10 protein-coding genes are annotated in these 11,908 nt (G+C 58.5%); 1 reads left to right on the top strand and 9 read right to left on the bottom strand.

Annotated features, from left to right (window positions below):
• Nucleotides 1-36: 36 nt before the first annotated feature.
• Both HU742_RS24745 and HU742_RS24740 read right to left on the bottom strand, forming a co-directional pair.
• The gene (locus HU742_RS24745; protein WP_186611307.1) at nt 37-831 is read right to left on the bottom strand and encodes a HalD/BesD family halogenase; all 795 of its coding nucleotides are present in this window, start codon (nt 829-831) and stop codon (nt 37-39) included.
• A complete protein-coding gene (locus HU742_RS24740; protein WP_225923658.1) occupies nt 832-2,088 on the bottom strand; it encodes a cation:proton antiporter domain-containing protein in 1,257 nt (418 codons plus the stop codon).
• 353 nt (nt 2,089-2,441) lie between these two features.
• On the opposite strand from HU742_RS24740, the gene ftrA reads away from it, so the two are divergent.
• A complete protein-coding gene (ftrA, locus tag HU742_RS24735; protein WP_186634404.1) occupies nt 2,442-3,437 on the top strand; it encodes a transcriptional regulator FtrA in 996 nt (331 codons plus the stop codon).
• A 6-nt stretch (nt 3,438-3,443) separates the two neighbouring features.
• Here ftrA and nudK read toward each other — a convergent pair whose 3' ends face one another.
• The 7 genes from nudK to HU742_RS24700 all read right to left on the bottom strand — a co-directional run bounded on the left by nudK (nt 3,444) and on the right by HU742_RS24700 (nt 11,862).
• Nucleotides 3,444-4,040 carry a GDP-mannose pyrophosphatase NudK gene (gene nudK / locus HU742_RS24730; protein ID WP_186633295.1) on the bottom strand — a complete coding sequence of 199 codons (597 nt, stop codon included), beginning with the start codon at nt 4,038-4,040 and terminating at the stop codon, nt 3,444-3,446.
• Nucleotides 4,041-4,092: 52 nt separating this feature from the next.
• Entirely contained in the window at nt 4,093-5,523 is a 1,431-nt protein-coding gene (locus tag HU742_RS24725; RefSeq protein ID WP_186644938.1) for an FAD-binding oxidoreductase, read from the bottom strand.
• A 154-nt stretch (nt 5,524-5,677) separates the two neighbouring features.
• Nucleotides 5,678-7,198: a tripartite tricarboxylate transporter permease gene (locus HU742_RS24720; protein WP_186644939.1), complete on the bottom strand. Its 1,521-nt coding sequence runs from the start codon at nt 7,196-7,198 to the stop codon at nt 5,678-5,680.
• A 9-nt stretch (nt 7,199-7,207) separates the two neighbouring features.
• Nucleotides 7,208-7,681: a tripartite tricarboxylate transporter TctB family protein gene (locus HU742_RS24715; RefSeq protein WP_186644941.1), complete on the bottom strand. Its 474-nt coding sequence runs from the start codon at nt 7,679-7,681 to the stop codon at nt 7,208-7,210.
• A gap of 79 nt (nt 7,682-7,760) precedes the next feature.
• Nucleotides 7,761-8,732 (bottom strand): tripartite tricarboxylate transporter substrate binding protein, encoded by a 972-nt coding sequence (locus tag HU742_RS24710; RefSeq protein WP_186644943.1) that lies wholly within the window; start codon nt 8,730-8,732, stop codon nt 7,761-7,763.
• Nucleotides 8,733-9,251: 519 nt separating this feature from the next.
• A complete protein-coding gene (gene glmS / locus HU742_RS24705; RefSeq protein WP_186633310.1) occupies nt 9,252-11,084 on the bottom strand; it encodes a glutamine--fructose-6-phosphate transaminase (isomerizing) in 1,833 nt (610 codons plus the stop codon).
• Nucleotide 11,085: 1 nt separating this feature from the next.
• A complete protein-coding gene (locus HU742_RS24700) occupies nt 11,086-11,862 on the bottom strand; it encodes a DeoR/GlpR family DNA-binding transcription regulator (RefSeq protein WP_186633313.1) in 777 nt (258 codons plus the stop codon).
• Between the last annotated feature and the right edge of the window lie 46 nt (nt 11,863-11,908).

Raw genomic sequence — 11,908 nt, 5'->3', positions numbered from 1 at the left:
AACCGGGCGGACACCCATCCGCCCAGCCGTTCGCCGTCAAGCTTCTTCGGTGGTCCTGGCCTTGGTATCCCAGATCACTTCGATGCTCTCGTGGGCGACATCGGTTCGCCGGTCATGGGCACTGGCCCAGCACGTGTTGAGAATGATCCGAGTGGTTTCCTGCTGGATCGGCACGACGTGGTGCAACGTGGTGTCGGACTTGAGGAAATACACATCACCCTTGAGGTGGTGGTAGGACTTGATCGGGTTGTTGAGGATGTACTGCCAGATCTGCGGGTTCTGCTTGTCCCATTCACTGTGGGGCACGCATTGGAGCACGCCGCCGATCGCCGGGTCCTCGGGCGCCTCGATGATCCAGATCATCGTGTATGGGTAATCGCCCCAATGCCAGCCGTGGGTATCGCCCGGATGGCTCAGCTTGGTGATCAGGTATTGCTCTTGCTCCCAGCAGGACGCCAAGTCATCGCCGGCAATGTTGCCCAGGAAATTACGCAGTGACTCGGATTGATAAAGCGCAGGAATGAACGTCCCGCCCTCGGCGATTTCCGGTTGATTGACGTTGTACATCTTGCGATAGGTGTTACCCGTGGACGGAACCGTAACATCGCGACGTACCGAATATTCATCGAGTAATGCATGAACCTCGGCATGAACGTTTTCCAAGATCCTTTTCGGTAGGAAAGAAAAGTTCTTGAAGTTGAAATAACCGTCGCGGCGAAATTCGTTGCGAATCTGCTTCATCCGGTTTTCATCTTGCAAAATACTCTGGAAATGCTTGGCCAGTTGTTGCTCCATTACTTCAATAACCAAGCTGGACGTTTGTTCGCTCATTTATCGCTCCATTCCATTGTTATCGGTCGGTGTTACAAATCCGTGGGGTGGCGACACTCTTGGAATTGACAGAGTGCCCATGGGGATAACTTTCTTTTTGTGCAAATTCATCAGCGGCCCGGTCATCAGCGTCGTGACGATGGTCATGACCACCAAGGCGGTAAACAACTCACTTGCGATGATTCCCATGTCCAGGCCGATCTTGAGCACGACCAGCTCCATCAACCCGCGGGTGTTCATCAGGGCACCGATGGTCAGCGACGTCGACCAGGTGCATCCCACCAACCGGGCGCCCAGGGCGCTACCCGCAACCTTTGCGGTGATGGCCACCAGCAGGATCACCAGCAGCACCCAGACACCCAGGCCAGTAAACGCCGACGAGGTGGTGCTCAGGCCTGCAAGAGCGAAGAAACAGGGCATCAGTATGATCAGCGATACGTGCTCCAACCGTTCGATGATCATGTCCAGCAAGCGCTGTTCCCGCGGCACACAGAGGCCGAACAGGAAGGCGCCAAACACCGCATGCACCTGCAACGCGTGAGTCAGGCTGCCGTAGATCATCACGCCGGCCAGCAATGCCACCAGCACCATCGGTTGCGCGAATTTTCCTTCAGCGGCGAGCCAGCGGCTCAACAGCGGCTTGAGCACCAGGAACGAAAACACCACCAGCAACACCAGACAGGCGCCCCGGACGACCAAGGCCATCCAGTTACTGTCATGACCATTCACCATGGCGACGGCGGCAATCAGCATCCATGCGACCACGTCGCTCATGGCTGCGGCCAGCAAGGCGATCGCACCGACTTGCGTACCGAGCATGCCGCGTTCCTTGAGGATCCGCGCCAGTACCGGGAAAGCGGTGACAGAAAACACCGTGCCTATGAACAGGACGAAACCCAACCGGGAGGTCTCGGGCGTGGCGAAATGCTCGAACAGCCAGGGCGCTATCGCGGCGCCAAGGGAAAAAGGGATGACGATGCTGAAGGCGCCGATGACGATGGCCTTGAAGCCAGTCTTGCTCTGTTTCAATGGGAATCGAAACTCGGCGCCGATGACGAACATGAATAACAAGATACCCAACTCGCTCAGGACTTTGAGCTGGGTGATAGCGTTACTGTCGAATAACTGCTGATGAAAGGCGGGAAACAGCTGACCCAGTACAACCGGGCCCAACACAAAACCAGCGATCATTTCTCCAACGACCTGAGGCTGTCCCAAGCGATTGAACACAGCCCCCAGGAGTTTTGCTGACAACATGACAAACACTATCTGGATCAGCAACATAGTCCATTCCCTTACAACTCCAGGTTAATCCGGGTACCACTAAAACTCCTCGACACCGCCAATATCCATTAGCGGCGTCCGTTAACAGAACTCAATCAGAGACGCACACTTCAGCAATCCGCACGAATCGTTTTCTGTTGAAACAGGAATAAATCTGGAAGTGACAATCTTCTACCGATGCGATGGGGTGGGGTACCGGTAATGCGGCCGTCACCTTTGTGGGGTGCAGCCGTCTTGGTTTCGTTGATTGCCTGGCAGCGATTGTAGGGGCATGGGACTGTCCGCTACAGTGCAGCAGACGACAATAAACGGTGAAATTACGCCAAATGCATGCTCATCCCGGAACAGTGGCAATCCTCGTTTATGAGGGCCTTTGCGTATTCGAATTCGGTATCGCCCTGGAGATATTCGGGCTACCCCGCCCAGAACTGGACGTGCCTTGGTATACCCACCGCATCGTCGCTGTCGACGAGGGACCGATGCATGCGTTGGGAGGATTGCAGATCTCGGTCGACGCAGGTCTCGAGGAGCTTGAGAACGCACAGACCATTATCGTTCCCGGTTGGCGCAATCGTTACGAGCCGCCCCCCGAAGCGCTGCTGCAAGCCCTTAGAAGAGCCCATGCTCGCGGCGCACGCTTGCTGTCTATCTGCTCGGGGGTGTTCGTACTGGCCGCCACCGGGCTGCTCGATGGCGAAACCGTAACCACTCACTGGCAATTTTCCAAGGAACTGGCCGAACGATTCCCCAACATCAAGGTTGACCCTAACGTGCTTTACGTCGATTCAGGCCAGTTGATCACTTCAGCCGGAAGCGCCGCCGGGATCGACGCCTGCCTGCACTTGATCGCCCGGGATTTTGGCACGCACATCGCCAACTCCGTGGCCCGACGCCTGGTCATGGCGCCGCAACGAACCGGCGGCCAGTCTCAATTCATCGTCGCCCCGGTGTGCAAGTCACCGCGCAACGAGCTGACGCGAGTGCTGCAATGGATTCGCGAGAATCTGGAGCAACCGTTGAGCGTGGCTGACATGGCGGCCCGCGTGGCCATGAGCGAGCGCACTTTTTTGCGCCGTTTCATTGAGACCACGGGACTCTCGCCCAAGGTCTGGCTGCAGCAGGAACGGCTGAACCGGGCGCGAGAGCTGCTCGAAAGCACGGACCAGAACACCACCGGCATCGCACAAGCCTGTGGATACCGGTCGGTGGAAAGTTTTCGAGCGGCCTTTCGCAATGCGGTGGGGCTGGCTCCGTCCGCCTACCGTGAACGGTTCGGTAGCGGCGAGGCCGGCAAACAAGCTGCCGGGATCGCCAACTGCTGACTCCGGTTAATCAAGCAATTGATGCAGCTTGGCGTACTGCAGCAACATGATGGTCTTGCCGTCGCAGATTTCCCCGGTTTCGATCATTCCCAACGCTTGGTCCAAGGGCATTTCCAGCACCTCGATCTCCTCGCCCTCGGACTCAAGCCCGCCCCCTTCGTGCTGTTTGTCTTCATCGAAATATTCGCCGACGAAAAAATGCACACGCTCGGTCACTGAACCCGGGCTCATGAAGGCTTCGAACACCTTGCGCACGTCTTGGACGATGTAGCCGGTTTCTTCCTGGGTTTCCTTGCGGATACAGGTCTGTGGGTCATCGTTGTCCAGCAGGCCGGCGCAGGTTTCGATCAGCAGGCCGTCGTGCCCGTTGACGAAGGCCGGGAAGCGGAATTGCCGAGTGAGCACCACAGTCTGCTTGGCCTTGCTGTAGAGCAGGATGGTCGCGCCGTTGCCGCGGTCATAGGTCTCGCGCGTCAGCTCACGCCATTGGCCATTGCGGCCGAGGTAGTCATAGGTGGTCTTGCGCAGGATGTACCAGTTGTCCGAGAGGACTTCGACGTTCTTGATGCGCACACGATCTTTGGTGGCGGTTACCTGGGTCATCACCCACTCCATGTCCGGTATTCGAGCGGGAGGCTAACAGAGGCCGGCGCGATCACTCCAGCCCGACGGTGAAAACCTTGCCTGGATTCATCAGCCCAGTCGGGTCCAACGTGCGTTTGATGGCACGCATCAACTCGATCTCCAACGGATCCTTGAAGCGAACCGCCGCGTCAGGCTTGGCTTGTCCCAGCCCATGCTCGGCACTGATGCTGCCGTTGAAGATGCTCGTCATCCGGTAGATGACCTGCATGATCGCGTGTTCGCGGGCCTTGAATGAAGCGTCCGCGTCGCCGACCGGCTTGCTGATGTTGTAGTGCAGGTTGCCGTCGCCCATGTGACCATAGGAAACGATGCGCACCCCCGGAAAATCCTGTTGCAGGGCCTTGTCGGTGCGCCCGATGAATTCCGGTATCCGACTCACGGGCACGCTGATGTCGTGCTTGAGGCTCGGGCCTTCATGATTCTGCGCCTCGGAAATCCCTTCGCGCAGCGCCCACAGCGCCGCAGCCTGCGCCTGGCTGCTGGCGAGTACCGCATCGGTGACCCAACCCTGTTCAAAGGCGTGAGCCATGCCGTTTTCAAGCAAAAGCGCCAACGGCGCGTCCGGCACGGTGTCCCGCAGTTCAATCAAGGCGTACCAGGGATGCTTCGCTTCCAGGGGATCAGTGCAGCCGGCCACATGATCCAGGACGAAATCCAGGCTTTGGCGCGACATCATCTCGAAGCCCGTCAGACGATCCGCGCACAGGCTGCGGACGTGGCCGATCAAATCCACCGCTGCCTGCGGCGAAGGCAGCGCGACCCATGCTGTCGCTGTGCTGTGGGTCGCCGGAAAGAGTTTCAGCACCGCCGCCGTAATGATGCCGAGCGTACCCTCCGAGCCAATGAATAAATGCTTGAGGTCATAGCCCGTGTTGTCTTTACGCAAGCCGCGCAACCCATTCCAGACACGACCGTCGGGCAGCACCACCTCCAGCCCCAGCGTCAGCTCGCGCATGTTGCCGTAACGCAGCACCGCCGTCCCGCCGGCATTGGTCGCCAGATTGCCGCCCACCGTGCAACTGCCCTCCGCTCCCAGCGACAGCGGGAACAGACGACCGGCCTGACTGGCCGCGTCCTGCAACTGCTGGAGGATCACCCCGGCCTCGACCGTGATGGTTTCATTAGCCAGGTCGATTTCCCGGATGCGCTTCATCCGGGTCAGGGACAGCACCACTTGGTTGCCAGACGAGTCAGGGATCGAGCCGCCGCACAAACCGGTGTTGCCGCCCTGTGGTACCAGGGCAACTTGGGCGTCATGGCAGATGCGTACAACCTCAGCCACTTCTTCGGTGGTGGCCGGGCGCACCACCAGGGCAGCCTGGCCCTGGTAGGCGTTACGCCAATCGGTCAGATAACCACGCATCAGTTGGGGATCACGCACCAACCCTGTCGCTCCGACGACCTGCTCGATGCGTTGGATGACTTCATGGTTCAACGACATGCTTCTCTCCTCGATCAGCTGACGGATGCCGCGAACTGAGCCTGGCTTGCCGTCCAGCCTGCCGATTGCTTGTTTGCGGCGATACGTGGCGATCTGGTTCGGCTGCTGCAACACCTGTCGCGTTGCAGCAGCGAAAGCGGACGAATGAAGGGGACTAGCTGCGCATCAATTCGATGGCAGCGCTTTTCCTGTTGCGAATGACCGTCACCAAATGCCAGGAGATGGAGGCGGCAGCCAGGATGAGGAAGCCCGCGGAGATGGGGTTGGTCAGGAAACCACTGAAGTTGCCATCGGACAGCATCAAGCCACGGCGCAAGTTGGTCTCAGCCATCGGGCCGAGGATGAAACCGATGATGAACGGAGCAATCGGCAAACCTGCCTTGACGAATCCGTACCCAAGCAAGCCAAACAGCAACACCGCCCAGACGTCGAAGATCCGGCTGTTCAGGCCAAAAGCGCCGACCACGCAGAGCACCAGGATAATCGGCAACAGAATGTGCTTGGGCACCGCCAGCAGTTTGATGAACATGCGCAGGCCGTAGAACTCGAGCACCAGCATCAGCACGGAAGCGAGGATCAGCGCGGCGAAAATCGTGTAGACCAGCGGTGCCTGGCTGATGAACAGCAGGGGCCCGGGCTGGATGCCATGGATCATGAAACCACCGAGCATCACGGCTGTGGTGGTATCGCCAGGAATGCCCAGCGTCAGCAATGGGATCATCGCGCCGCCGATGCCGGCATTGTTGGCCGTCTCGCTGGCGACCACGCCGTCGATCTTGCCCTTGCCAAACTCTTCAGGCGTCTTGGAGCGTTTCTTGGCCACGATGTAAGAGACGATATTCGAGGTACCGGCACCGATGCCGGGCAAGATGCCGATACCCAGACCGATCAGCGATGAGCGAGTGGCGTTGGGCAGTTGGCCGACAAACTCCTTCATCGAAAAGCCGAAACCTTTCACGCCTTTCATGCTGACGTGCTGGGGTTTGGCCCGGTGGCTCAGGCGCGCGCTTTCAGCGAACTTCAGCACCTCGGAGACCGCAAACATACCGATCATGACGGTGAGCATGGCGAAGCCGCCATTGAGGCTCGGCAGGTCAAACGTGAAACGGCGGATGGCCTCGACCGGGGCGATCCCCACGGTGGAGAAAGCAAAGCCCAGGGCGCCGGCAAACAAGCCTTTGACTAGCGAACCGGTGGACAGCGTGGCGATCAACGTCAACGAGAATATCGCGATGGAAAAGTATTCGTGCGGGCCAAAGCTCAGCGCCAGATCCGCCAGGATCGGAGCGATGAACATCAGCGCGGCGATACTGAAAATCGTGCCCAGGAACGAGAACACCACGCCAATCCCCAGGGCCTTGACGCCATGGCCTTGTTTCATCAGCGGCCAACCATCGAACGTCGTGGCGATGGAGGCCGGCGTCCCCGGTATGTTGAGCAATATCGCCGATATCAACCCTCCCGAGGTGGCGCCGACGAACAGCGCGACCAGCAGCGCCAGGCCAGGACCTGGGCCCATCGAATAAGTCAGTGGCAAGCACAATGCGATCGCCATGGTGGCCGAAAGCCCGGGCACCGCACCAAAAACGATCCCCACCGCCACGCCGAGGGTGATCAGCAGAAATACGTAGGGTGTAAGTACGGCCGCGAAGCCTGTTTGCATGAGTTCAATCATGGCCGTCTCCTAGAAATCCAATAAACCGACAGGCAGGAGCAAGTCGAAGCCATGGCGAAAAATGTAAAAAATCAGGACTGCCGAAACGACCGCTATCAACGCGTATTGAAGATGTTTGACCTTTTGTTCCGCCGGGGTCAGCACAATGAACTGGGCGTAGAGATAAAGCACGGTCATGATCACGAAACCCACAGGCTCCAGCAGCGCGGTAAAAACCAGCACCAACGCCAGGGATTTGAAGACGGTTGGGTAATCAATCGCCTCGGCCTTTTCCGCAGGTTCGGCACTTTTGTTCGGCAGCTTTCGCCACGCCCACAACTGCAACGCACCCAACAGGCACAACGAGACGGCAAGTATCCAAGGTACAAACGCGGCATCGACCGTCCCGCGACGCGGCAGGTTCATGGTCAACACCAGATAAGCGATGCCGGCGGCGAACATAGCCAGGCCGGCTATCAGCTCGTTTCTTTTATAGGAATCCATACAGGCTCCTCTTACTGGAAAGGACTGGCGTCAGGTGCTTGCTGCCAACGCCGCGCACACCCGACCCCGTTACGCAAACTTACTTGCCTTTACGCATTTCGTCCTTGAACTCCATGAAGCTATCGCGGGTTTTACTCAAGGTAGCGACGGCTTCTTCGGTGCCCTGGAAGCTGACCGGCTGCTTGAACGACTTTTTCAACTCCTCGGCGTATTCCGGTTGTTCAGTGATTTTCTTCATGGTGTCGGCCATTTTCTTGATGATGGCCGGGTCGGTGCCTTTCGGGAAAGCCACGACGTAAGGCTTGTCCAGAATCAGGTCCACGCCCTGTTCCTTGAAGGTCTTGACGTCGCCCAGCAGCGCGTTGCGCTCGGCGTTGGGTTGGCCCAGCGCGGTCATCTTGCCGCTGGAGATGTAATCCTGGACCGAGCCATAGCTGATGGCGCCGAGGTCGATGCGCTTGCCCAACAAGGCAACGATTTTTTCCGAGACGGTGCCGCTGTCGACCATTTTCAGTTTCACGCCGGCGAGCTTCTCGAACATCAGGCCCTGCAGGTGAGAGAAGTTGCCCATCTCGGTGCCATAGGTGATGGTGCCGGGCTTGGCCTTGGCCTTCTCGATCAATTGGTCAAGGCTGTCGATGCCCGAGCTTTTCGCCGAGACGAACACCGCGCCTTTGTCGACGCCGGCGATGCAAGAGATATCAAACGCATCGAAGCGGTCTTCCGACAGCCCCGCAACCTCGTTGACGATCAACTGGCCGGTGTGAGTAAACAGAATGGTGTTGCCATCTGGCGCTGCGCTCTTGACCGCATCGGCCGCGATAGTGCCGCCCCCACCGGCCATATTGGTTACCACCATGGTTTTACCGGTGAGCTTGGTGAAGTACTTGGCCATCATTCGTGCGTTGAAATCGGTGTCCCCCCCGGCGTTGGCAATCACCACCACCTGCACCGGACGACTTGGCCAGTCACTGGCATCCGCGGCCATGGCCGTACCGGCGGTCAGGCTAAGAAAAGAGGCGATCAAAGAAGCGCAGAGTGTTTTCTTCATTATTGTTCTCCAGGTACTGCCATTCATTGTGGGTTAGAAGCTGAGCAAGAAACGGACACGCCCGAACGCCACGCCTGTCGGGACAGGCAAGGATGCTTTGGGTGTTGAAATAGGGAAATTCGAATGTGCTTGCCAGCCCGAAAGGGGCTTTCCGAGAAATGAGGAAAGTAGCTGGAGCACTGCGTTAACGCGCGGGACCGGTGGACTGCTAAATCGCTGGGCCGCAAATGTGGAAAACATGGCTGCGCCTTTCGTTTTTATTATTCTGATGTCATACGTTGTCGTATGACTGGATATCATCACCTCTATGCCACGTTGTCAACGCAGTTGTTCAGGCGCTCGCCATGAATACGACGAACCGGGCTAGCGACGAGTTAGGACTTGAACCTTGGTACCGGCCTGAACTGGCAAATCCTTTTACGACATGCATAAAAAAACCCCCTTGAATTCAGGGGGTTGGATTTTTACGAGGGCTTTGGCTTGACGCTAGAGGCCAGATCCGTTGGCCCATGCTTTATCTCACTCAACCGTTACCGATTTCGCCAAATTACGCGGCTGGTCCACATCGGTACCCTTAAGCACCGCGACGTAGTACGACAGCAGCTGCAACGGGATGGTGTAGAGGATCGGCGAGAGGATGTCGTGGATGTGCGGCATGTGCACCACGTGGGTGCCTTCGCCGTTGGTCATGCCGGCCTTCTCGTCGGCAAAGACAATCAACTGCCCGCCACGGGCGCGGACTTCCTGCAGGTTGGACTTGAGCTTTTCCAGCAGCTCGTTGTTCGGCGCCACGGTGACGACCGGCATGTCGTTATCCACAAGCGCCAGAGGGCCGTGCTTGAGCTCACCGGCCGGATAGGCTTCGGCGTGAATATAGGAAATCTCCTTGAGCTTCAGCGCGCCTTCCATCGCCACCGGGAATTGCGCGCCTCGGCCCAGGAACAGGGTGTGGTTTTTCTCGGCGAACAGCTCGGCGATTTTTTCCACGATGCTGTCCATGGCCAAGGCTTCGCCCAGGCGGGCCGGCAGGCGACGCAGTTCTTCCACCAGCTTGGCCTCGACGCCCTCGCCCAACGTGCCGCGGACCTGGCCCAGGGACAGGGTCAACAACAGCAGGCCCACCAGTTGCGTGGTGAACGCCTTGGTCGACGCCACGCCGATCTCACGGCCGGCCTGGGTCAGCAGGGTCAAGTCGGATTCACGCACCAGCGAACTGATACCCACGTTGCAGATCGCCAGGCTGGCGAGGAAACCCAGTTCCTTGGCGTTGCGCAAGGCGGCCAGGGTGTCGGCCGTTTCGCCGGATTGGGAAATGGTGACGAACAGCGAGTCGGGTTGCACCACGACTTTGCGATAGCGGAACTCGCTGGCCACTTCGACCTGGCACGGAATACCGGCCAGTTCTTCGAGCCAGTAGCGGGCGACCATACCGGCGTGATAACTGGTGCCGCAGGCGACGATCTGCACGTTGCGCACCTTGGCGAACAACTCGGCCGCCTGGGGACCGAATGCCTGGACCAGTACTTGGCTCTGGCTCATGCGGCCTTCCAGGGTGCGCTGGACAACGGCAGGCTGCTCGTGAATTTCCTTGAGCATGTAATGGCGAAACTCGCCTTTGTCGGCGGCTTCGGCGCCGTCGCGGTACTGGACCGTCTCGCGCTCGACTTCTTTGCCATTGAGGTCCCAGATCTGCACGCTGTCGCGGCGGATTTCGGCGATATCGCCTTCTTCCAGGTACATGAAGCGGTCAGTGACCTGGCGCAGCGCCAGCTGATCGGACGCCAGGAAATTTTCCCCCAGGCCCAGGCCGATCACCAGCGGACTGCCACTGCGGGCCGCGACCAGGCGATCCGGTTGTTTTGCGCTGATCACCGCCAGACCGTAAGCGCCATGCAGCTCCTTGACCGTCGCCTTGAGCGCCACGGTCAGGTCAACCAGATCCTTGAGCTTATGGTTGAGCAAATGGGCAATGACTTCAGTGTCGGTATCAGACGTGAACACATAGCCAAGCGCCTTGAGCTGTTCACGCAAGGCTTCATAGTTTTCGATGATGCCGTTGTGCACCACTGCCAGGTCGTTGGAGAAATGCGGGTGAGCGTTACGCTCACATGGAGCGCCGTGAGTGGCCCAACGGGTATGGGCAATGCCCAGGCGACCGACCAGGGGTTGCGCTTCCAGCGCCCGTTCCAATTCACTGACCTTGCCCGGACGACGCATCCGCTCAAGCGTCTCATCGTTGGTGAAGACCGCCACGCCCGCGCTGTCATAGCCGCGATACTCGAGACGCTTGAGGCCTTCAAGCAAGATTGCAGTGATGTTGCGTTCAGCAACGGCGCCGACAATTCCACACATGCTATTTCTCCTGGCTGACAGGCGCGCAAATCAAATTGATGCCGCGGGCCTGAATCTGATCGCGTGCCTCCACGGGCAGGCGATCATCGGTAATGAGGGTATGGACGCTGCTCCACGGCAGCTCCAGATTGGGGATCTTGCGGCCGATCTTGTCGGCCTCCACCATCACGATCACTTCGCGGGCTACCTCAGCCATCACACGGCTCAGGCCCAGCAGTTCGTTGAAAGTGGTAGTGCCACGCACCAGATCGATGCCGTCGGCACCGATGAACAACTGATCGAAGTCATAGGAGCGCAGCACCTGCTCGGCGACTTGGCCTTGGAACGATTCGGAATGAGGGTCCCAGGTTCCGCCAGTCATCAACAGCACCGGCTCATGCTCCAGCTCGCTCAAGGCATTGGCGACGTGCAGGGAATTGGTCATCACCACCAAGCCCGGCTGTAGGCCAAGTGCGGGAATCATGGCCGCCGTGGTGCTGCCGCTGTCGATAATGATGCGCGCGTGCTCGCGGATCCGCTTCACAGCAGCCCGGGCGATGGCTTGTTTGTATTTGGAGACGGTTTGGCCGTTATCGGCCACCAGTTCCTGCGGCATCGGCACCGCGCCACCGTAACGGCGCAACAGCAGACCGTTGGTTTCCAACGCGGCAAGATCCTTGCGAATCGTAACTTCGGAGGTTTCGAAGTGCTTGGCCAGTTCGTCCACACTGACTTCGCCTTGCTCTTGAAGCAAGGCGAGGATGTTGTGACGGCGCTGTGGTGTGTTGCGCTTTGACATATCGGCTTAAGTTTCGATTCGAAAGATAACGTAAGCAATCAAAACC

The sequence above is a fragment of the Pseudomonas marvdashtae genome, from assembly GCF_014268655.2.
In the GTDB taxonomy this organism is placed as follows: domain Bacteria; phylum Pseudomonadota; class Gammaproteobacteria; order Pseudomonadales; family Pseudomonadaceae; genus Aquipseudomonas; species Aquipseudomonas marvdashtae.
The sequence above is the reverse complement of the archived record's forward strand: the minus strand, read 5'-3'. Positions and strand labels throughout refer to the sequence as shown.

What these genes read in the sequence shown, in the direction of transcription:
- HU742_RS24725 (WP_186644938.1), bottom strand. Translation starts at nt 5,523, where the DNA reads ATGTCGTTGAACCATGAAGTCATCCAACGCATCGAGCAGGTCGTCGGA.
- nudK (WP_186633295.1), bottom strand. Translation starts at nt 4,040, where the DNA reads ATGACCCAGGTAACCGCCACCAAAGATCGTGTGCGCATCAAGAACGTC.
- HU742_RS24740 (WP_225923658.1), bottom strand. Translation starts at nt 2,088, where the DNA reads ATGTTGTCAGCAAAACTCCTGGGGGCTGTGTTCAATCGCTTGGGACAG.
- ftrA (WP_186634404.1), top strand. Translation starts at nt 2,442, where the DNA reads ATGCATGCTCATCCCGGAACAGTGGCAATCCTCGTTTATGAGGGCCTT.
- HU742_RS24715 (WP_186644941.1), bottom strand. Translation starts at nt 7,681, where the DNA reads ATGGATTCCTATAAAAGAAACGAGCTGATAGCCGGCCTGGCTATGTTC.
- HU742_RS24745 (WP_186611307.1), bottom strand. Translation starts at nt 831, where the DNA reads ATGAGCGAACAAACGTCCAGCTTGGTTATTGAAGTAATGGAGCAACAA.
- HU742_RS24720 (WP_186644939.1), bottom strand. Translation starts at nt 7,198, where the DNA reads ATGATTGAACTCATGCAAACAGGCTTCGCGGCCGTACTTACACCCTAC.
- HU742_RS24710 (WP_186644943.1), bottom strand. Translation starts at nt 8,732, where the DNA reads ATGAAGAAAACACTCTGCGCTTCTTTGATCGCCTCTTTTCTTAGCCTG.
- glmS (WP_186633310.1), bottom strand. Translation starts at nt 11,084, where the DNA reads ATGTGTGGAATTGTCGGCGCCGTTGCTGAACGCAACATCACTGCAATC.
- HU742_RS24700 (WP_186633313.1), bottom strand. Translation starts at nt 11,862, where the DNA reads ATGTCAAAGCGCAACACACCACAGCGCCGTCACAACATCCTCGCCTTG.